The organism is Pseudomonas sp. 3MA1, assembly GCF_029237275.1.
GTDB classification, from domain to species: domain Bacteria; phylum Pseudomonadota; class Gammaproteobacteria; order Pseudomonadales; family Pseudomonadaceae; genus Aquipseudomonas; species Aquipseudomonas fluorescens_AP.
This window is the reverse complement of the sequence record NZ_JAACFX010000003.1, coordinates 606,787-628,233: the sequence shown is the minus strand read 5'-3', so window position 1 is coordinate 628,233 and position 21,447 is coordinate 606,787. Positions and strand designations below refer to the sequence as shown.

Genomic DNA, 21,447 nt, shown 5'->3' with positions numbered 1-21,447 from the left:
GCCGGAGAGTGCATCTGCTTGACCTGCGCTTATTCCAACTCCACCAACGCACTGCCTTCGCTGACCATCTCACCTTCCTGGCAGTACAGGGCCTTGACGATTCCCGCCTTGGGCGCGCGGATGCTGTGCTCCATCTTCATCGCTTCCAGTACCACCAGTTGCGCGCCGGCCTCGACGCTTTGTCCGACACCCACCAGCACCCGCACGATACTGCCATTCATCGGTGCAGTGAGCCCGCCATGCTGGCTGTGGCTGGCGTCTGCGGCGGCGATCGGGTCGAAGGCGGTGATGGCGTGCATGTCGCCCTGCCAGTGCAGGTACAGGGTGTCGCCACGACGAATGGCGCGATGTTCACGACGCAGCCCCTGTTGCTCGACCCACAGGCGTTCGCCTTGCAACTGACAGGCGGGGGAGTGAGCCCCAAGGCTGATGGCCCGGTCCTGGCCGGCACAACTCAGGTGCAGGCTGGTCTGGGCTGGCAGGCCACTGCGCCAGCCGTTGAGCCTTGACCAGGGCGATTGGGGGTCGTCGTCGCGGGTGCGCTGCGGCTGACTTTGCGCAAAGGCCTGGGCGGCTGCGTGCCAGAAGTCCGTAGTCGGTTCGCTCGGCGCTGGCAGGAGTTGCTCCTGATGGCGTGGGATAAATCCGGTATCCAGTTGCGCCTTAGCGAATGCCGGATGAGCAATGATGCGCCGCAGGAACGCCAGGTTGGTTTTCAGGCCACCGATGGCGAATTCGTCAAGCATGCTCAATAGCCGCAGACGCGCCTGTTCGCGGTCCTCGCCCCAGGCAATCAACTTGCCCAGCATCGGGTCGTAGAAGGGTGAAACGCTATCGCCTTCCTCAACCCCGCTGTCCACCCGGCGCCCGGGCCCGGCAGCCGACTCGCGGTACAGCTCCAGGCGCCCGGTGGCCGGCAGAAAGTCATTGGCTGGATCTTCGGCGTACAGCCGCACTTCGATCGCATGCCCGTGCAGCGGCACCTGCTCCTGGCTGATGGGCAGGGCTTCGCCTCGTGCTACACGGATCTGCCAGGCCACCAGATCCAGGCCGGTGATGGCCTCAGTCACCGGGTGCTCCACTTGCAGCCGGGTATTCATCTCCATGAAGAAGAATTCGCCGCGGGCATCCAGTAGAAACTCTACGGTGCCGGCGCCCACATAGCCGATGGCCTGGGCTGCGCGCACGGCCGCCTCGCCCATGGCTTTGCGCAGCTCAGGGCTGAGGCCCGGAGCGGGGGCTTCCTCGACCACTTTCTGGTGGCGGCGCTGGATCGAGCAGTCGCGCTCGTTGAGGTACAGGCAGTTGCCGTGTTGGTCGGCAAACACCTGGATTTCCACGTGCCGCGGCTTGAGCAGGTACTTTTCCACCAGCATCCGCGAATCGCCGAAGGACGACTGGGCTTCACGCTGCGCCGAGGCCAGGGCTTCAGCCAGCTGGCTGACGTCCTCGACCACCTTCATGCCCTTGCCGCCACCGCCCGCGGTGGCCTTGAGCAGCACCGGGTAACCGATGCGCTCGGCGGCATTGCGGAAGGTGTCCAAGTCCTGGGCTTCGCCGTGATAACCCGGCACCAACGGCACCCCGGCGGTTTCCATCAGCGCCTTGGCCGCCGATTTACTGCCCATGGCGTCGATGGCCGAGGCGGGCGGACCGAGGAAAATCAGCCCGGCGGCTTCGATGGCTCGGGCAAAACCGGCGTTCTCCGAGAGAAAGCCGTAGCCGGGGTGAATGGCCTGGGCGCCGCTGGCTTTGGCCGCGGCAATCAGCTTATCGATCTGCAGGTAACTGTCGGCGGCCTTGCTGCCGCCCAGATCGACACGGATATCCGCCTCGCGGCTGTGCCGGGCGTCACGGTCGGTGGCGCTGTGCACGGCCACGGTGGTCAGGCCCAGGGCCTTGGCGGTGCGCATCACGCGGCAGGCGATCTCGCCGCGGTTGGCCACCAGCAGGGTGTCGAGAACAGGGGCGCTCATGAGCGGGGCTCCTTGGTGGTGGTCGCGGACTGCCAGCTGGGCGGACGTTTATCCAGGAACGCCCGCAGGCCTTCCTGGCCTTCGGCGCTGACCCGGATGCGCGCAATGGCGTTCTCACAGTAGCGGCGCAGGGCCGTGGTCAGGGCGCCGTTGCCGACTTCCCGCAACAGGTCCTTGCTGGCGCGCATGGCCTGGGGACTGTTGAGCAGCAGGTTGTCGATCCATTGGTTCACGTGTTGTTCCAGCTCGGTAGCCGGGTAGCTTTCCGCCAGCAAGCCGATGTCCCGCGCGCGCTGGCCGCCAAAACGTTCCGCGGTGAGGGCATAGCGCCGGGCGGCGCGCTCGCCGATGGCCTGCACCACGAACGGGCTGATGACCGCCGGTGCCAGGCCGATGCGCACTTCTGAGAGGCAGAACTGCGCATCGTCGGTGCCGATCGCCATGTCGCAGCAACTGATCAGGCCCAGGGCTCCGCCGAACGCTGCGCCTTGCACCACGGCCAGGGTCGGGATCTTCAGCTTGGCCAGGTTGTACATCAGCTCCGCCAGTTCCCGGGCGTCGTCGAGGTTGGTCTGGTAGTCGAGTTCGGCCGACTGTTGCATCCAGGCCAGGTCGGCGCCGGCGCTGAAGTGCCTGCCGCGTCCGCGCAGCAACAGGAAACGCAGGCTCGGATCGGCCTGAACCTGGTCCAGGGCGAGGATCAGCTCGCGGATCATCTCGGCGTTGAAGGCGTTGTTCTTGGTTTCGCGGCTGAGCCACAGGGTGGCAAAACCACGGGGGTCGCGCAGCAGTTCCAGGGTATTGAAGTCGCTCATGTTCTTCTCGCGCAGGATTACATGCGGAACACGCCGAAGCGGCTCTGTTCGATGGGGGCGTTGAGGGCCGCGGACAGGGCCAGGCCCAGTACGTCACGGGTTTGCGCCGGGTCGATGACGCCGTCGTCCCACAGGCGCGCACTGGAGTAGTAGGGGTGCCCCTGGTGCTCGTACTGATCGAGGATCGGCTGCTTGATTTCGGCTTCCTGGGCCGCGTCGAACGGCTGTCCGCCACGTTCCGCCTGTTCGCGCTTGACCTGAACCAGTACGCCGGCCGCCTGTTCGGCACCCATCACGCCGATTCGCGCGTTGGGCCACATCCACAAAAAGCGCGGGTCATAGGCGCGGCCGCACATGCCGTAGTTACCGGCGCCGAAGCTGCCGCCGATGATCACGGTGAGTTTCGGCACCTTGGCGCAGGCCACCGCGGTCACCAGCTTGGCGCCGTGTTTGGCGATGCCGCCGGCTTCGTATTTTTGTCCCACCATGAAGCCGGTGATGTTCTGCAGGAACAACAGGGGAATGCCGCGCTGGCAGGCCAGCTCGATGAAGTGCGCGCCTTTTTGCGCGGCTTCGGCGAACAGGATGCCGTTGTTGGCGAGAATGGCCACCGGATAGCCGTGCAGGTGGGCGAAACCGCAGACCAGGGTGGTGCCGAACAGGGCCTTGAATTCATCGAACAGCGAGCCGTCCACCAGTCGGGCAATGACTTCGCGGACGTCGAAGGGCTGCTTGGCATCGGCCGGCACCACGCCATAGAGCTCGTCGCCGGCGTACAGCGGGGCGATCGGGGTGCGTTGCTGCAATTGCCCCTGCTTGTGCCAGTTGAGGTTGGCCACGCTGCGCCGCGCCAGGGCCAGGGCGTGTTCGTCGCTGTCGGCGTAGTGGTCGGCGACCCCGGAAACCTTGCAGTGCACGTCGGCACCGCCCAGGTCTTCGGCACTCACCACTTCGCCGGTGGCGGCTTTCACCAGGGGCGGACCGGCCAGGAAGATGGTCGCTTGTTCACGGACCATGATCGCTTCGTCGGCCATGGCCGGTACGTAGGCGCCACCGGCGGTGCAGGAGCCCATGACCACGGCGATCTGCGGGATGCCCTGGGCGCTCATGTTGGCCTGGTTAAAAAAGATCCGTCCAAAGTGCTCGCGGTCCGGGAACACTTCGTCCTGGCGTGGCAGGTTGGCGCCGCCGGAGTCCACCAGGTAGATGCACGGCAGGCGGTTCTGCTGGGCGATGGTCTGGGCCCGCAGGTGCTTTTTCACCGTCAGCGGGTAGTAGGAACCGCCTTTCACCGTGGCGTCGTTGGCCACGATCATGCACTCGATGCCTTCCACCCGGCCGATGCCGGCAATCAGCCCGGCGGCCGGCACGTCTTCGCCATAGACCTCGTAGGCGGCCAGGGGGCTGAGTTCAAGGAACGGCGAGCCAGGATCGAGCAGGCGGTTGATACGCTCGCGCGGCAGCAGTTTGCCCCGGGAAGTATGGCGCTCCTGGGCCTTGGCGCCGCCGCCTTGCTGGACCTGGGCGAGCAGGCTGTGCAGGGCGTCGACCTGGGCCAGCATGCTGGCCGCGTTCTGCGCGAACTCGGGGGATTTCGGGTTGAGCTGAGACTTCAGAATCATGGGAGGGCCTACGGCAGCTTCAAGCGACAAGCTTCAAGCTGCAAAAGTAAGTCGGTATGACGGCAGCTTTGGCGTGCCGCTCGTAGCTCGCAACTTGCGGCTGCTCTTACTTGGTTTCGTTGAACAGTTCGCGACCGATCAGCATGCGGCGGATCTCGCTGGTGCCGGCGCCGATTTCGTAGAGCTTGGCGTCGCGCAGCAGGCGGCCGGCGGGGAATTCGTTGATGTAGCCGTTGCCGCCGAGGATCTGGATCGCATCCAGGGCCATCTGGGTGGCACGTTCGGCGCTGTAGAGAATCACCCCGGCGGCGTCCTTGCGGGTGGTTTCGCCGCGCTCGCAGGCCTGGGCCACGGCATACAGGTAGGCGCGGCTGGCGTTGAGCTGGGTATACATGTCGGCGATCTTGCCCTGGATCAGCTGGAACTCGCCGATGCTCTGGCCGAACTGCTTGCGGTCGTGAATGTAGGGCACCACCAGGTCCATGCAGGCCTGCATGATCCCGGTCGGGCCGCCGGAGAGCACCACGCGCTCGTAGTCCAGGCCGCTCATCAGGACTTTGACGCCACCATTGAGCACGCCGAGGATGTTTTCCTCCGGTACTTCCACATCATCGAAGAACAGCTCGCAGGTGTTGGAGCCGCGCATGCCCAGCTTGTCGAACTTGTTGCTGCGGCTGAAGCCTTTCCAGTCGCGCTCGACGATGAAGGCGGTGATGCCGTGGGGGCCTTTTTCCAGGTCGGTCTTGGCGTAGATCACATAGGTGTTGGCGTCGGGGCCGTTGGTGATCCAGGTCTTGCTGCCGTTGAGCACGAAACGGTCGCCGCGCTTGTCGGCGCGCAGCTTCATCGACACCACGTCGGAACCGGCGTTGGGCTCGCTCATGGCCAGGGCGCCGATGTGTTCGCCGCTGATCAGCTTGGGCAGGTACTTGCTCTTCTGCTCGTGGGTGCCGTTGCGGTTGATCTGGTTCACGCAGAGGTTGGAGTGGGCGCCGTAGGACAGCGCCACCGAGGCCGAGCCGCGGCTGATTTCTTCCATGGCGACCACATGCGCCAGGTAACCCAGGCCGGCACCGCCGTACTCTTCGGCCACGGTGATGCCCAAGAGGCCCATGTCACCGAACTTGCGCCACATGTCGGCGGGAAACAGGTTGTCGACATCGATCTGTGCCGCCCGCGGTGCCAGCTCGGCCTTGACGAAGGCCTGGACCTGTTGGCGCAGCATGTCGATGGTTTCACCGAGGGCGAAGTTCAGGGTCGGATAACTCATGGCGTGGGCACCTTCACACTTGTTTTTATTGAGAGAGGAGACGTGGAGAGCGGCGCTGGCGGGCTCTCACCTTTACGTTAACGTAAACCTGCGACCGAAGGCTGTCAATCGCCCTTTACGTAAACGTCAACTTGCGCCAGAGTAGCAGGGCTTTCGATTGGGGCCAGGCTTTTTTGCACCTTTCGCCTGACTCCTGAACACCCACTAATAAAGACAATAGGGGTCGTCATGGAACACTCGGGTTTCCAGCCGGATCGCAGTTACACCCGTGGTACGCAAGACAAGCCGTTGCTCGCGCTGACCATCGGCCAGGCTTTCGATAACACCGTCGCCGCCTATCCTCAGGGCGAGGCTCTGGTGGTGCGTCATCAGCAGCTGCGCTACACCTGGCAGCAGTTGCGCGACGCGGTGGATCTGCATGCCAGGGCGCTGCTGGCCCTGGGGCTCAAGACAGGGGATCGACTGGGAGTCTGGGCGCCCAACTGCGCCCAATGGTGCATCGCGCAACTGGCCAGCGCCAAGATCGGCGCGATCCTGGTGAACATCAACCCGGCCTACCGCAGTTCCGAGCTGGAGTATGTGCTCAAGCAGTCCGGCTGCCAGTGGCTGGTCTGTGCCGGGGCGTTCAAGACTTCCGACTACCACGGCATGCTGCAGGGGCTGATCCCCGAACTGGCCGAGCAATCCATCGGCCAATTGCACTGTGAGCGCCTGCCCGAGTTGCGTGGGGTGATCAGCCTGCACGCCCAGCCGCCCTCCGGCTTTCTGCCCTGGTCGCAGTTGACGGCCCTGGCCGCCGGCATCACGGCTGAGCAACTGCAGGTGCGCCAGGACAGCCTGGATTTCGACCAGGCGGTGAATATCCAGTACACCTCGGGCACCACGGGCTTTCCCAAGGGCGCGACCCTGAGTCACTACAACATCCTCAACAACGGTTACATGGTGGGAGAGAGCCTGGGCCTGACCGCGGCGGATCGGCTGGTCATCCCGGTGCCGCTGTACCACTGCTTCGGCATGGTCATGGGCAACCTGGGCTGTATCACCCATGGCACCACCATGATCTACCCCAACGACGCCTTCGACCCATTGCTGACCCTGAACGCCGTGGCCGAGGAGCGGGCCACCGGTTTGTATGGGGTGCCCACCATGTTCATCGCCATGCTCGATCAGCCCAGGCGTGGCGAGTTCGATCTGTCGAGCCTGCGCACCGGGATCATGGCCGGCGCCACATGCCCGATCGAGGTGATGCGTCGGGTCATCAGCGAGATGCACATGAGCGAAGTGCAGATCGCCTACGGCATGACCGAGACCAGTCCGGTGTCGTTGCAGACCGGTCCTGATGACGATCTGGAGTTGCGAGTCACCACCGTGGGGCGTACCCAGCCCCATCTGGAGAGCAAGATCATCGACGAAGCCGGCAATGTGGTGTCGCGGGGCACGATCGGCGAACTCTGTACCCGGGGCTACAGCGTCATGCTCGGCTACTGGAACAATCCCCAGGGCACCAGCGAGGCCATCGATCAGGCGGGCTGGATGCACACCGGCGACCTGGCGACCATGAACGAGCAGGGGTATGTGTGCATTGCCGGGCGCAACAAGGACATGATCATTCGCGGTGGCGAGAACATTTACCCGCGGGAGCTGGAAGAGTTCTTCTTCACCCATCCTGCCGTGGCCGATGTACAGGTGATCGGCATTCCCTGCGCCAGGTACGGTGAGGAAATCGTCGCCTGGATCAAGTTCCATCCCGGGCATTGCGCCAATGAAGTCGAGCTGCAGGCCTGGTGCAAGGAGCGCATCGCCCATTTCAAGACGCCGCGTTACTTCAAGTTCGTCGAGGAGTTTCCGATGACGGTGACGGGCAAGATCCAGAAATTCCGCATGCGAGAAATCAGCATCGAGGAGCTGGGCGAGCAGGTGGGTAAGGTCTGAGCCTCGCTGGGGCGTGCATCTGCATCGGTGCACGCTTTAGGGGCGAGGAAGGGTCGGTAAAAGCCGAATCGCGAAAAGCACAAAGGGGAGCCGAAGCTCCCCTTTAATTTGTCGTTGCGTGCTCTTTTTTATTATTGAGGGGCGGTCTGTTGTTGTTTTTGGCAACCGTTGCCCTTTACCGCTGTTTTTGGCGATCCCCATCCGGGATCAAGAGCAAACGTATTTTTTTGAGCGCTGATCTAATGTGTCGCCAGGGCGATCCAACCAGTTCGGGAGCTACCTCAGGGTAGTTTTATTGTTCTCTGACCGGTTGCGGGTGGCTCTTTCAAGCCCTCCTGCACACTACATCCTCTCCAAAAAAATCTGTTAGCTGCGTCTCTGCCGTGTTGTTTTTGTTATCTCAGAGTCGTTACGTCTTATTTTTATTAGGTTTGCTGCTTTTTATTCTTGTTATGCCATAGAGATAGCAGAAGCCGTGCCAACTTTTTAAAGTCCTTTAAAATCAATGGCTTGATATTTTTGTAGGACAATCTGTGTCGCAAAAAAATCGACAAACTGTTTCCGTGTTACTCGCTCTCGCCCCAGTTCTGAGTGGCCGGTAACACCCGGCCGCAGCTTGCCTCAACCAGCGTTACGCGCCTTGGCCACGCGAGAGCCGCTAGGACGCCCCAGCACGTTGCAGATCTGCCGGCCGGCGTCGATCAGGCGGTCCATGTCGATACCGGTGTGAATGCCCAGGCCATTGAGCAGGTAGAGAACGTCTTCGGTGGCAACGTTACCGCTGGCGCCCTTGGCATAAGGGCAGCCACCGAGCCCGGCGATCGAGCTGTCGAACACCGCAATGCCTTCCAGCAGGCTGGCGTAGACGTTGGCCAGGGCCTGGCCGTAGGTGTCGTGGAAGTGCCCGGCGAGTTTTTCCCGTGGCACCTGGGCGCCCACCACCTCGAACATGCGCCGGGTGGCGCCGGCGGTGCCGGTGCCGATGGTGTCACCCAGGGACACCTCGTAGCAGCCCATGGCATAGAGTTCGCGGGCTACCAGGGCGACCTGCTCCGCAGGCACTTCACCTTCATAGGGGCAGCCCAGCACGCAGGACACGTAACCGCGCACGCTGATCCCGTGCTGTTTGGCAGCGTCCATGATCGGCACGAAGCGCTCCAGGCTTTCGCTGATGGAGCAGTTGATGTTGCGCTGGGAGAACGACTCCGACGCGGCAGCGAACACCGCGACTTCCTTGACCCCGGCCGCCAGGGCGTCATCGAAGCCCCGCAGGTTCGGCGCCAGCGCGCCGTAGACCACCCCGGGCTGGCGCTGGATACGGGCAAAAACCTCGGCCGAGCCTGCCATCTGCGGCACCCACTTGGGCGAGACGAAACTGCCGACTTCTATATAGCCCAGGCCCGCTGCGGTCAGGGCGTCGACCAATTGCACCTTGTCTTCGACGCTGATGGGCTGGGCTTCGTTCTGCAGGCCATCGCGGGGACCGACTTCGATCAGGCGTACATGGCTGGGGAGTGACATACAGGTTCACCTTCTATGAGGGAGGGCGGGTGCCGGCACGAGCCGCGCCGGTGTCCCGGGGATTATTGGGCAGGGTGCTGCTGGCTCTGGAGGGTCTGTTGCAGTGCCTGGGTGCAGCGCTCTTCGGCGGTGTCCAGTTCCAGCTTCATCTGTTCGATGTCGAGCAACTGCTGTTCGAGCTGCTCACGGCGCTCGCTGATCTTGGCCAGCATGCTGTGCAACTGCTTGAGGTTGCCGCTGCTGGGGTCATAGAGCTCGATCAGTTCACGGCATTCGGCCAGGGAAAAACCGATGCGCTTGCCCCGCAGGATCAGCTTCAGACTGACCTTGTCCCGGGGCGAATAGATGCGTTCCTGGCCGCGACGCTCGGGGGCCAGCAGGCCTTGCTCCTCATAGAAGCGGATGGCCCGGGTGGTGATGTCGAGCTCGCGGGCGAGGTCGGAGATGCTGTAGGTCTGGCTGCTCATGGAGGCGCTCAAGGTGGGACTTGGCGCTAAGCTAAAGGCAGGTTTACGTATACGTCAAGCAATCCGCGTCGATGCCGTTCGCCGACAAGCCGGCTCTTGCAGTGAGGGCTTGCCGGCGCAGGAGTCAGGCGGTCTGTTGGTCGAGCTTCTTTTCGTGAGCCGTGACCTGCTGGCAGAGTTCGATCATCTGCTCGCGCATCCAGCGGTTGGCCGGGTCCTGGTCGGTGCTTTCGTGCCAGTACAAGTGGGTTTCCACGGGCGGCACATCATTGACCGGCAGATTGAAGGCGTGTAGGTCGTGGCGGCGGGCAAAGCGTTCCGGCACGGTCATCACCATATCGGTCTGTTGCAGCACTTGGGAGGCCATCAGGTAGTGCTGGGAGCGCAGGGCGATCTTGCGCTGGATGCCCATCTTGCCCAGGGCCAGGTCGACATGGCCCAGGCCGCTGCGACGGCTGGAGATATGGATGTGGGTCATGGACAGGTAATCGTCCAGGGTGAATTTTTCCTTGCCCGCCAGGGGGTGGCCCTTGCGCATGGCGCACACGTAGCGGTCTTCCATGAGCTTGACGTGACGCACTTGTGGATCGGTGTTGAGGGGGGCGTCCACGGCAAAGTCCAGGCGCCCGGCCGCCAGTTCCTTGGTGGTTTCCCGGCGCTTGGACAGGAAGCTCTCGATGATCACCGCCGGGGCCAGGCGGCGCAGGCGCTGGAACAGCGGCGGCAGGATCACCGCCTCGGTCAGGTCGGTCATGCTGATGCGGTAGGTCTTGACCGCTTGCAGCGGGTTGAAAATCCGACTTTCCTGGACTGAAACCCGCAGCAGCGACAAGGCGTTGCGCACCGGGCCGATGATGTTCTGCGCCATGGGGGTGGGCACCATGCCCTGGGCGGTCCTGACGAACAGCGGATCGTTGAAGGTCTCGCGCAGACGCGCCAGGGCGTTGGACACCGCCGGCTGGGTGATGCCGACGATCTGCCCGGCGCGGGTCAGGTTGGCTTCGGTGTAGATCGCGTCGAAAACGATGAAGAGGTTGAGGTCGACCTTGCTCAGATTCATGGCGCTGCACTCTTATTGTTAGGGCCTGTGAGGGAGGCTCGGAAGCCTGTCGGATCAGCCGATCATATATCGGTGATGAATGTTAATACACGCCGAGAATAGGCTAGGTAAATTTTCGTAGCTGATCTAGCATCGATTTCAGTCCCCCAACACCCGTTCTTCAAAAAGGTAGAACTGCCCATGGAATTCGCCTATTCCCCCAAGGTTCAGGAACTGCGTGAGCGCGTCACCGCGTTCATGGATGCCTATGTTTATCCGGCTGAAGCGGTCTTCGAGCGTCAGGTTGCCGAAGGCGATCGCTGGCAACCGACCGCCATCATGGAAGAGCTCAAACTCAAGGCCAAGGCTGAAGGTCTGTGGAATTTGTTTCTGCCTGAGTCGGAACTGGGTGCCGGCCTGACCAACCTCGAATACGCGCCACTGGCGGAGATCATGGGCCGTTCGTTGCTGGGGCCCGAGCCGTTCAACTGCTCGGCGCCGGATACCGGCAACATGGAAGTGCTGGTGCGCTATGCCAATCAAGAGCAGAAGCAGCGCTGGCTGGAGCCGCTGCTGCGCGGCGAGATCCGCTCCGCGTTCGCCATGACCGAGCCGGATGTGGCTTCCTCAGACGCCACCAACATGGCCGCCAGCGCGGTGCGCGATGGCGACCAGTGGCTGATCAATGGCAAGAAGTGGTGGACCTCCGGCGCCTGTGATCCGCGCTGCAAGATCCTGATCTTCATGGGCCTGAGCAACCCCGATGCGCCACGTCACCAGCAGCACTCGATGATCCTGGTGCCAGTGGATACCCCCGGGGTGAAGATCGTCCGTCCGCTGCCGGTGTTCGGCTACGACGATGCGCCCCACGGCCACGCCGAGGTGCTGTTCGACAACGTTCGGGTGCCCTACGAAAACGTGCTGCTGGGCGAGGGTCGCGGTTTCGAGATTGCCCAGGGGCGTCTTGGTCCAGGGCGCATCCATCACTGCATGCGTTCGATCGGCATGGCTGAGCGGGCGCTGGAGCTGATGTGCAAGCGCGCGGTGAATCGCACCGCGTTCGGCAAGCCTCTGGCCCGCCTGGGTGGCAACATCGACAAGATCGCCGACTCGCGAATGGAAATCGACATGGCTCGGCTGTTGACCCTGAAGGCCGCGTACATGATGGACACCGTCGGTAACAAGGTGGCCAAGAGCGAGATTGCCCAGATCAAGGTGGTGGCGCCGAACGTAGCCCTGCGGGTGATCGATCGGGCGATCCAGATTCACGGCGGGGCGGGCGTGTCCAATGACTTCCCCCTGGCCTACATGTACGCCATGCAGCGCACCTTGCGCCTGGCCGACGGCCCGGATGAAGTGCACCGCGCGGCCATCGGCAAGTACGAAATCGGCAAGTACGTGCCCAGGGAGCTGTTGCGCAGCGGGCATTGATGAGGTCGCCGCCGGCCGGGCGGGCAAGTGCCCGGCCGGTCGGCGGCGTTGTGTTCAGTACACCCAGACTTCCACTCGCCGGTTCTTGATCCGGCCCTCGTCGGCGTGATTGGTCGCCACCGGCAGCTCGGCGCCAAAACCGCGGATCTCGCGGAACACTACGCCGCTTTTCACCAGTTCCCGACGGACCGCCATGGCTCGCAGCTTGGACAGCAGGGCGGCACGCGCCGGGTCGCTCTTGGCATCGCCGAAGCCGGCCAGGGTGACTTGGCGGTCCAGCTTGCCGTGCTGGCGCAGGTAGTCCAGGACCCGATTCAGGTCCTGGCGCGCCTTGTTGTCCAGATTGGCGCTGCCCTCCTCGAAGCGAAAGTTCACGCTCAGGCGTTGCGCGTCCCGGCTCAGTTGCTGGTAGGCCTCGGGCATCTGTGGGCTGGGCGTTACCCGCATGGCTTGTACGGTCTGGGCGACAAAGCCGTTGGCGGCAACGATGGCCTGGCCCTTGGCGCTCTGGGCAAAACTCACCAAGGCGTCGGCCCAGGGATTGTGGCCATTGGGCGGCAGGTACAGATACAGACGTCGCGACAGCGGGTAGTCCTCGGTGGCGATCAGGCTGTTGAGGGGCGGCATGGGCTGGGATTGGCCATCGACAATCGCCACCGCCTTGGCCTGGCGCACGTAGGGCAGGCCGATGAAACCTATGCCTTGCGGGTCGCGACTGACGGCGTCGGAGAGCTGCTCACTGGACTCGAAACGCTTGGCTGCCGGGTTCAACGTCTTGCCGCGACGGCTGAGGACCAGCTCTTTGAAGGTGTCGTAGGTGCCGGACTGGTCATCCCGGGCATACAGATGGACCGCTCCGCCACTGCTCCCCAACTCTTCCCAGGTCTTGATCTCGCCGCTGAACAGACGGGCCAGTTGCTCGGTGCTCAGTTGGTTCAGCGGGTTGTGCGGATGCAGGATGATCGCCAAGCCATCAATGGCGATGATTTGTTCCGCGCTGGGGCTCTTCAGGTCCCCCAGGCTTTCCAGGTCCACCAGTTCGCTGTCCTTGATGGGGCGGGAAGAGGCCGCCACATCGGCCTGGGCGTTTTTCAGGGCACTGAAGCCGGTGCTCGAGCCATGGGCGGCAACATCCACGCGGACTGTCCGGCCCTGGGGGCTCTGTCCCAGAACCCGCTGCTCATTGTCCTTGCCGCTGGCCTCGATGCGGATGTCGTGCAGGCCCTGTTGCTCCAGCAAGCCCTTGACCAGCGCCGGACCGAGCCGGGCGCCGATGGTGTTGGAGCCCTGGATGCGCAGCACGGCGGCATTGTCGGTCGCCAGGGGCAGGGCGGCGAATACCGACCAGGGCAGGGCGTAGCAGACGAAGCCAATCAGAAACAGGCTGATGGTCCGGCACCAGATATCTCGTTCACTGGCGGTGGAAGCGCGGGGCATGGCGGCACTGGCCTTCTATATAGAGAGGGGGAGTGCTGGCGAGATTAAGTCAGGGAGGTGACAAAGATGTGACCGATGGCGGTTTTCAGCAATAAATGGCGAAAGTCCTACATCGTAAATAGCTGTTTTCTCTAGATTTTTTGAGACTTGTCCTAAAGACCGGCCTCCGAGCGATGCGTAGAGTGGGCAACTTTGTCTGGCGGGGATTGGGGCGACTGCCAACGCGTCATCCCCGCGGATGCCTCGGCAGTGTTGTGCTGCTATTTCGTAGTAAGCAAAGGAGTTACAAATGAGTGCCTGGTTCGAGCTGAAGCAGTATGGCAGTGGTGCATGCAGATTCTTGCTGAAGACAAAGGAGGCGCAGACCATGCTTCAAAGCGAACGATTCCCCTGCCGGGACAGTGCCGAGGCGGCTCTCGGCCTGTTCCGCGCACACTGCGCTTCTCCCGAGCGTTACGTCAAGAAAATTTCATCGGGCGGCAAACCTTATTTCAAGCTCAAGGCCGGCAAGGAAGTGATTCTGGTCAGCCATTTGTACGATTCGGAGCCCACTCTCGAGAGCGCCATCAACGCCATCGCGGCAGCCGGCACCACTGAACGGGTTGAAGTGGTCCACATGTAAGCGGTAGCAAGAAAAGCCCATCGTCAGATGGGCTTTTTTGTGCCTGTCGATCAGCTCAGTTCGAGCCAGATCGGTGCATGGTCCGACGGCTTTTCCATGCCACGCAGTTCATAGTCGACACCGGCGTCCTTGATGCGCGGCAGCAGGCCCTGGGAGGCCATGATCAAGTCGATGCGCAGGCCACGCTTGGGCTCGTCCTCGAAGCCGCGGCTGCGGTAGTCGAACCAGCTGAAGCGATCGTTCACCTCGGGGTTGAGGTGACGGAAGCTGTCCACCAGGCCCCAGTTCTTCAGGCGGGCCATCCACTCGCGCTCTTCCGGCAGGAAGCTGCATTTGCCGGTCTTGAGCCAACGCTTGGCGTTGTCGGCGCCGATGCCGATGTCGCAGTCTTCCGGGGAAATGTTGACGTCGCCCATGACCACCAGCGGCTGGTCATTGCTGAAGCGGCTTTCCAGCAGGTGCTGCAGGTCGCTGTAGAAGCGCTCCTTGGCCGGGAACTTGGTCGGATGGTCGCGGCTTTCGCCCTGGGGAAAGTAGCCGTTCATGATGGTCACCGGCGTGCCATGGGCGTCGGCGAAGGTGCCCCAGATAAAGCGTCGCTGGGCGTCTTCGTCATCGCCTTCGAAGCCTTTGTGCAGGGCCAGTGGCGCCTGGCGCGAGAGCAGGGCGACACCGTAATGGCCTTTCTGGCCGTGGTAGTGCACGTGGTAGCCCAGGGCCTGGACTTCGGCGAGGGGGAACTGCTCGTCGGCAACCTTGGTTTCCTGCAGGCCGATCACGTCCGGCTGGTGTTTGTCGATCAGCGCCGCCAGCTGATGGGGGCGGGCGCGCAGCCCGTTGATGTTGAACGAGACGATCTTCATGGTCGGCGGTCCTGGCAAAACAGCGATGCTAGCTGACAACGCCCGGGTCGACCAGCGTGGCAGCGCCGTGGATGCACTGCTAATGTCCTTGAGCGCGGGGAACGATCAGCGCCGCGCAGGGCTCGTAATAACAAGAGCGCGGCCACTTGAGCCGGGGCCAGGGGAGAGTGACCGTCATGCCTGATACCTCCAACACCATTGCCGATATCCATATGCTCGACAGCGGTTATTCCCGCGAAGCGCGGTCGCTGCTGTACCAGGCCTACCGGCATGAACCGACCTTCGCGTTCATTTTCGAGTCCGAGCGCGCCGGTTACGAACAACGGGTCCGGGCTACGGTGCGCGAACTGGTCAAACAGCATTTTCTTCAGGATCTGCCGGCCATTGGCCTGCTGGTCAACGACCGGCTGATCGGCATTGCCTTGATTGCGCCACCGCAACGGCGCCTGGGGATCACCGAGAGCTGGGCCTGGCGCTTGCGCATGGTGCTGAGCACCGGTTTTCGCTGCACGCGGCGTTACTTGGAGTACCACGAGGCGGTGCAGGCCTGTCTGCCCAGTGACGCGGTCCACGTGTTGCCGCTGCTGGGGGTGCATCCGCAGTTCCAGGGGCAGCATTTTGGCGAGCAGTTGTTTGCCGCGGTGCACAACTGGTGCGCGGTGGACGAGCATTCCCAAGGGGTGGTGCTGGACACCGGCAATCCCCGTTATCTGGAGTTCTACAAGCGCCAGGGCTACGCCGAAGTCGGAGAGGTGGCCGTGGGGCCGGTTCGCGAGCACGTGTTCTTTCACCCCAACCCCCAGCTCTTACAAAGTGCAACAGGCTGATATAGAACTTTCCGTGCGTTTGAGCGCTCTATCGCCCTCCCAAGCTCGTGATAGCATCCGCGCCTATGAAGTTTCCAGGAAGATTTACCAGCGGCTTTTTGCTGTTGTTCACAAGCTGTGCGGCGCTGGCGCAGAGCGAATTGGATGTCAGGGTAAAGCCCGCCAATGACGAGCTGAAGGCCAATGTGGAGGGCTACATTGGCGATGTCGGTGATCGCGATGAGCAAGCCCTGCTGCGGTTCAGCCGGGGGGCCGAGGAGCAGGCGAAGAAAGCCGCCCAGGCTCTGGGCTATTACCAGCCCCATATCGAGAGCGAAGTGCGCGGTGGCGACAAGCCCCGTCTGCTGCTGCGCATCGATCCCGGCGAGCCGGTGCACCTGCGCAATGTCACGATCCGCGTCGAAGGTCCGGCGGCGTCCCTCAAGTCCTTTCGCACCCCCGACAGCGAGCAGCTCAAGCCGGGCGCGGTGCTCAATCATGGCCGTTATGAAGACGCCAAGCGCCTGATCCAGAACCAGGCCTCGCGCTACGGTTTTTTCAGCGGGCGCTTTACGCGCCAGCAACTCTCGGTGGACCCCCAGGCCGGCATCGCCGACATCGAGCTGGTGTATGACAGCGGCCCGCGCTACGCCCTGGGCAAGGTCAGCTTCAGCGGCGATTCGCTTTTCGACGAAGACCTGCTGCGGCGCATGGTGCCCTTCAAGAGCGGTGCCCCCTACGACTCGGAGCTGATCGCCGAACTCAACCAGGCGCTGCAGTCCAGCGGCTACTTCGAAGGCGTGCGGGTGGACGCCGCACCCACGGCCGCCGAGCAGCAAGTGATCCCGGTGGTGGTTCAGCTGGAGACTCGCAAGCCGCGGACCCTGGGACTGGGCTTGGGCTACTCCACCGACGTCGGCCCCCGGGTCAAGGCCAACTGGACCCGGCACTGGGTCAATCCCCAAGGCCACAGTTACGGCTGGGAGGCGGAAGTCTCGGCGCCCCGGCAGAACGTCGGCCTGTGGTACGACATCCCCCTGGATCCGCCGTTGACCGACAAGTTGCGTTTCGCTGGCGGTTACCAAAACGAAGAGATCGCCGGCACCGACACCCTGAGCAAGCTGCTCACCGTGGGCCCCGAGTGGCACAGCAAGCTGCCCAGCGGCTGGCAGCGGGTGGTGTCGCTGAAGTATCAACGTGAGGAGTATCGCCTCGGGGACGACTCAGGGTTGAGCAATCTGCTGATGCCCGGTCTGACGTATTCCTACCTGCGCAGTGACAACCGCATCGATCCACACAACGGCTATCGCATCCAGTTCGACACCAAGCTGGCCAAGGAAGGCGTGGGTTCCGACACCAACCTGTTGTACGGCACGGTGCTGCTCAAGGGCCTGACCACGGCCTGGGACAATCACCGGTTTCTCGGCCGGGTGCAGTTCGGTGGCAGCGCCACCAACGGCTACAAGTCGATTCCGCCGTCCTTGCGCTTCTTCGCCGGTGGCGACCAGAGCGTGCGCGGCTACGACTACCAGACCCTGTCGCCGGAAAACGCCGAAGGCGATCGCATTGGTGGCCGCTACATGGTGGCCGGCAGTGTCGAGTATCAATATTCCATCGCCGAGAAATGGCGGATCGCGACCTTCGTCGATCAGGGCAACTCCTTCAATAAACTGGAACTGCCGAACCTCAAGACCGGGGTTGGCCTGGGCCTGCGCTGGGTCTCGCCGGTGGGGCCGATCCGGGTCGACCTGGCCCACGCGCTGAATGACGACGGCGGTATTCGTTTGCACTTTTCCATGGGGCCAGAGCTTTGAAGCGTGGTTTGAAGATAACGCTGCTGGCGGTCCTTGCGCTGGTGATCCTGATCATCCTGGCCGTGACCATGCTGGTGGGGACCCAGGCCGGCAGTCGCTGGGCCCTGGCGCGGGTGCCGGGGCTGACTCTGGAGCATTTCGATGGCCGCCTCGGTGGCCAATGGAGCGCCGAGCATCTGCTCTGGCAACAGGGCGACAATCGAGTCGAGCTCGCTCGTGTGACGTTCGCCTGGTCTCCCGCCTGCCTGCTGCGCCGCACCCTGTGCATCGAGCAATTGCAGGCCGAGCAGGTCAGCCTGCAGTTCCCGCCCGGTGCCGAAGATGAAACAGATTCAGGTCCCATCAGCCTGCCGGAGCTGAAACTGCCACTGGCCATCGAGCTGGGCCAGGTGCAGATCGGCAGCCTGCTGTTCAACGGCAGCGAACAGCTCAAGGGCTTGCAACTGGCGGCGCACTGGGCCGCGCAAGGCCTGCAGATCGACTCGCTGCAATTGCGGCGTGATGACTTGAGCCTGGAGCTTTCCGGGCTGTTGCAACCTGCTGGCGACTGGCCGCTGACCGCCCAGGGCACCCTCGGTTTGCCCGCTCCCGGTGGCGGCCCCTGGTCCCTGGCGCTGAAGGTGGAAGGCGATTTGCTCAAGACCCTGAAGCTGCATGCCGACAGCAGCGGCTACCTGCAAGGGCAATTGAGCGGCCAACTGCAGCCATTGGTGGAGAACCTGCCGGCGCAGGTGCGGATCACCGCCGATGGCTTCAAGGCCGGCGCCGACTTGCCGGACACCCTGCAACTGGATCAGTTGGAACTGACCGGCAAGGGGGACTTGAAAAACGGCTATCAGCTCAACGGCCAGGCCAGTCTGCCAGCGGAGCAAGGGCCGGTGGCTCTGCTGTTGCAAGGCAAGGTCGACGCCAAGGGCGCACAGATTGCCACGCTGGAGTTGCGCGCCAATGACAAGCAGAGCCTCAATCTCAGCGGTCAGCTTGATTGGAGCCAAGGCTTCTCGGCCGAGACCAAGCTAGCCTGGCTGGATTTCCCCTGGCATCGCCTTTATCCATTGATCGAAGAACCGGCCGTGGCGCTGCGCAGATTCAATGCCGAAGTGGCCTATCGGGATGGCAACTACCTGGGCAATTTCAAGGGTGACCTGGATGGCCCGGCAGGAGCCTTCAGCTTGAGCAGCCCGTTCAGTGGCGACCTGACGAAAATCTACCTGCCACAGTTCAAGCTGGCGGCGGGGCAAGGCAAGGCCGAAGGTCACCTGAACCTGCAATTTGCCGATGGCATTGCCTGGGACACGGCCCTGGACCTGTCGGCGATCAATCCGGCCTATTGGCTGGCGGAGTTGCCCGGGACCCTGGCCGGCCCGTTGCGCAGTCAGGGTGAAATCAAGAATGAACAGCTCAAGCTCACCGCCGACCTCGACCTCAAGGGCCGCCTGCGAGGGCAACCGGCGCTGTTGCAGGCCAAGGCCGACGGCGCGGGGGAGCAGTGGAAACTGAGTGCGCTGGACATCCGCCTCGGCGACAACAGCATCAAGGGCGCGGGCAGCCTGCAGCAGAAGCTCGCCGGGCAACTGGACATCAAGCTGCCGCGCCTGGGCCAGCTCTGGCCGCAACTGCGCGGGCAACTCAATGGCCGGGTAGATCTGGCAGGCACGCTCAAGGCGCCCCAAGGCAAGGTGGATCTTGCGGGGCAGCAATTGGCATTTGCCGAGAACCGCCTGCAAAACCTCAAGCTGGATGCCACGCTCGACGGCGCACAAAAAGCTCGGGTGGACCTCAAGGGCAGTGGGATTCAAGCGGGAGACACTCAGCTTGGCACCCTGACCCTGGCCGGCCAGGGCGATATCAAGAAACAGACACTGCAACTGGACCTGCAAGGCCCCTTGCTGAAACTGGCCCTGGGACTGGACGGCACCCTGGACCAGGGCAACTGGCGCGGGCGCCTGGCCAGTGGCGATGTACAGACCGGCGGCCAGGACTGGGCGTTGCAGAGCCCGGCCAGGCTCGAGCGGCTGGCCAATGGCACCCTCAACTTCGGCGCCCACTGCTGGGTCAGTGGCGATGCCAGCCTGTGCGGCGAAGACCAGCGATTGATGCCCGATCCGAAGCTGCGTTATCAGCTCAAGCGCTTCCCCATCGACAGTCTGGCCCAATGGCTGCCCAAGGATTTCGCCTGGAAAGGCCTGCTCAACGCCCAGGTGCAACTGGATCTGCCGGCCAGTGGTCCCAAGGGGCAGATCGTTCTGGACGCCAGCGACGGCACCCTGCGGGTCAAGGACAAGGATCAGTGGCTGGACTTCCCCTATCAGGCGCTGAAGCTCGATACCCGCCTCAACCCACGGCGCATCGATACCCAGTTGCAGTTCGAAGGCGGCAAGCTGGGGCAACTGATGGTGCAGGCGCAGATCAATCCGCTGGGGAAAAACAAACCCCTGTCCGGGGAATTTCGTCTCAGTGGCCTGGACCTGTCGGTGGCGCGACCCTTCGTGCCCATGGTGGAGAAGTTGGGCGGCAACCTGAATGGCAGTGGTCGCCTGTCGGGCGGGCTGTTGGCGCCTCAGGTCAATGGCAATCTGCAACTCAGTGACGGGCAGGTGTCCGGCTCGGAGCTGCCCACCAGCCTTGAAGACCTGCAACTCAATGCACAGATCATGGGCGAGAGCGTGCGCCTGGACGGCGGCTGGAAAAGCGGCAAGTCCGGACAGGGCAGCCTCACCGGCAACCTGGCCTGGGGCCGGGCGCTGATGGTGGACCTGAGTCTCAAAGGCACGCAGTTGCCGGTGACGGTCGAGCCCTATGCGGCGTTGGAAGTGGCGCCGGATCTGCAGATCTCGCTGCGCGACGACAAGCTGGCGATCGATGGCAAGGTGCTGATTCCCAGGGGGCAGATCACCGTGCGTGAACTGCCGCCGTCCACGGTCAAGGTGTCTGAGGACACGGTCATCGTCGGTCAGCAGACCGAGGAAGGGCAGAAGCCCATGGCTATGGCGATGAACATCGATGTTGAGGTGGGACAGGACAAGCTCAGCTTTGCCGGCTTTGGTCTGACCGCCAACCTGCAGGGCCATGTGCATATTGGCGACAACCTGGACACCCGCGGCGAGCTGTGGCTCAACGACGGCCGTTACCGAGCCTACGGCCAGCGCCTGACGGTGCGCCGCGCGCGCTTGCTGTTCGCCGGCCCGATCGACCAGCCGTACCTGGATATCGAAGCGGTGCGCCAGACCGACAACGTGATCGCCGGCATCCGCCTGAGCGGCAGCGCCGAGCAACCGGCGACGCAGATCTTCTCCGAACCGGCCATGAGCCAGGAGCAGGCCTTGTCCTACCTGGTACTGGGGCGGCCGCTGAGCTCCACCGGCGAGGACAACAATATGCTGGCCCAGGCCGCCCTTGGCCTGGGGCTAATGGGCAGTGCCGATCTCACGGGCGGTATTGCCAAAGAGCTGGGGATTCAGGACTTCCAACTCGATACCCAGGGCAGCGGCAACAGCACCAGCGTGGTGGCCAGCGGCAATATTTCCGAGAAGCTCAGCCTGCGCTACGGCGTTGGGGTGTTCGAGCCGGCCAGCACCATCGCCCTGCGCTACAAACTGAGCAAGAAGGTCTACCTGGAAGCGGCCAGCGGCTTCGCCAGCTCCCTGGACATCTTCTACAAGCGCGACTTCTAGCGCTCGCCGCCGGGAGGCGCAACGCCTCCCGTTCACGTCCTCGTCTTTCCTCGCTCCTGACCCGCGCCGCTTGCAAGGCGGCGCGCTGCGCCGTTCATCAAACAAATAAAAAGCAAGCTAACTATTGCGTTGACATTCGCTGCCTAGGCAGTAATATC

General features: G+C 63.1%; 15 protein-coding genes. 6 read left to right on the top strand and 9 right to left on the bottom strand.

Annotated features, from left to right (window positions below):
* Positions 1–29 precede the first annotated feature (29 nt).
* The 4 genes from GWQ44_RS11825 to GWQ44_RS11810 all read right to left on the bottom strand — a co-directional run bounded on the left by GWQ44_RS11825 (position 30) and on the right by GWQ44_RS11810 (position 5,683).
* Positions 30–1,976 carry an acetyl/propionyl/methylcrotonyl-CoA carboxylase subunit alpha gene (locus tag GWQ44_RS11825; RefSeq protein ID WP_275927396.1) on the bottom strand — a complete coding sequence of 649 codons (1,947 nt, stop codon included), beginning with the start codon at positions 1,974–1,976 and terminating at the stop codon, positions 30–32.
* Positions 1,973–2,791 (bottom strand): gamma-carboxygeranoyl-CoA hydratase, encoded by an 819-nt coding sequence (locus tag GWQ44_RS11820; RefSeq protein WP_016965744.1) that lies wholly within the window; start codon positions 2,789–2,791, stop codon positions 1,973–1,975. Before GWQ44_RS11820 ends, GWQ44_RS11825 begins: the two co-directional genes overlap by 4 nt.
* A gap of 17 nt (positions 2,792–2,808) precedes the next feature.
* Entirely contained in the window at positions 2,809–4,413 is a 1,605-nt protein-coding gene (locus GWQ44_RS11815; protein ID WP_016965743.1) for a carboxyl transferase domain-containing protein, read from the bottom strand.
* Between the two features lie 106 nt (positions 4,414–4,519).
* Positions 4,520–5,683, bottom strand: a complete 1,164-nt coding sequence (locus tag GWQ44_RS11810) for an isovaleryl-CoA dehydrogenase (protein WP_047305331.1) — start codon at positions 5,681–5,683, stop codon at positions 4,520–4,522.
* A gap of 228 nt (positions 5,684–5,911) precedes the next feature.
* Between GWQ44_RS11810 and GWQ44_RS11805 the strand changes: the two genes are divergently transcribed.
* The gene (locus GWQ44_RS11805) at positions 5,912–7,615 is read left to right on the top strand and encodes an AMP-binding protein (RefSeq protein WP_275927395.1); all 1,704 of its coding nucleotides are present in this window, start codon (positions 5,912–5,914) and stop codon (positions 7,613–7,615) included.
* A gap of 621 nt (positions 7,616–8,236) precedes the next feature.
* Here GWQ44_RS11805 and GWQ44_RS11800 read toward each other — a convergent pair.
* From GWQ44_RS11800 to GWQ44_RS11790, 3 genes are all read right to left on the bottom strand, one after another.
* Complete coding sequence (locus GWQ44_RS11800; protein ID WP_275927394.1) at positions 8,237–9,136, bottom strand: hydroxymethylglutaryl-CoA lyase; 900 nt, start codon at positions 9,134–9,136, stop codon at positions 8,237–8,239.
* Positions 9,137–9,198: 62 nt separating this feature from the next.
* Positions 9,199–9,603 (bottom strand): MerR family DNA-binding transcriptional regulator, encoded by a 405-nt coding sequence (locus tag GWQ44_RS11795; RefSeq protein WP_016965740.1) that lies wholly within the window; start codon positions 9,601–9,603, stop codon positions 9,199–9,201.
* 124 nt (positions 9,604–9,727) lie between these two features.
* Positions 9,728–10,663, bottom strand: coding sequence for a LysR family transcriptional regulator (locus tag GWQ44_RS11790; protein ID WP_179600738.1), 936 nt, complete (start codon positions 10,661–10,663; stop codon positions 9,728–9,730).
* A gap of 180 nt (positions 10,664–10,843) precedes the next feature.
* On the opposite strand from GWQ44_RS11790, the gene GWQ44_RS11785 reads away from it, so the two are divergent.
* The gene (locus GWQ44_RS11785) at positions 10,844–12,073 is read left to right on the top strand and encodes an acyl-CoA dehydrogenase (RefSeq protein WP_275927393.1); all 1,230 of its coding nucleotides are present in this window, start codon (positions 10,844–10,846) and stop codon (positions 12,071–12,073) included.
* Between the two features lie 54 nt (positions 12,074–12,127).
* Here GWQ44_RS11785 and GWQ44_RS11780 read toward each other — a convergent pair whose 3' ends face one another.
* Complete coding sequence (locus GWQ44_RS11780) at positions 12,128–13,510, bottom strand: substrate-binding domain-containing protein (RefSeq protein ID WP_275927392.1); 1,383 nt, start codon at positions 13,508–13,510, stop codon at positions 12,128–12,130.
* Between the two features lie 289 nt (positions 13,511–13,799).
* On the opposite strand from GWQ44_RS11780, the gene GWQ44_RS11775 reads away from it, so the two are divergent.
* The gene (locus tag GWQ44_RS11775; protein WP_016965736.1) at positions 13,800–14,132 is read left to right on the top strand and encodes a YegP family protein; all 333 of its coding nucleotides are present in this window, start codon (positions 13,800–13,802) and stop codon (positions 14,130–14,132) included.
* 50 nt (positions 14,133–14,182) lie between these two features.
* Here GWQ44_RS11775 and xthA read toward each other — a convergent pair whose 3' ends face one another.
* Positions 14,183–14,995: an exodeoxyribonuclease III gene (gene xthA, locus GWQ44_RS11770; RefSeq protein ID WP_016965735.1), complete on the bottom strand. Its 813-nt coding sequence runs from the start codon at positions 14,993–14,995 to the stop codon at positions 14,183–14,185.
* A 176-nt stretch (positions 14,996–15,171) separates the two neighbouring features.
* On the opposite strand from xthA, the gene GWQ44_RS11765 reads away from it, so the two are divergent.
* The 3 genes from GWQ44_RS11765 to GWQ44_RS11755 all read left to right on the top strand — a co-directional run bounded on the left by GWQ44_RS11765 (position 15,172) and on the right by GWQ44_RS11755 (position 21,289).
* Positions 15,172–15,822: a GNAT family N-acetyltransferase gene (locus GWQ44_RS11765; RefSeq protein WP_275927391.1), complete on the top strand. Its 651-nt coding sequence runs from the start codon at positions 15,172–15,174 to the stop codon at positions 15,820–15,822.
* Positions 15,823–15,887: 65 nt separating this feature from the next.
* Entirely contained in the window at positions 15,888–17,615 is a 1,728-nt protein-coding gene (locus GWQ44_RS11760) for an autotransporter assembly complex family protein (protein ID WP_275927390.1), read from the top strand.
* Positions 17,612–21,289: a translocation/assembly module TamB domain-containing protein gene (locus GWQ44_RS11755; RefSeq protein ID WP_275927389.1), complete on the top strand. Its 3,678-nt coding sequence runs from the start codon at positions 17,612–17,614 to the stop codon at positions 21,287–21,289. The genes GWQ44_RS11760 and GWQ44_RS11755 overlap by 4 nt, the downstream gene beginning before the upstream one ends.
* Positions 21,290–21,447 lie beyond the last annotated feature (158 nt).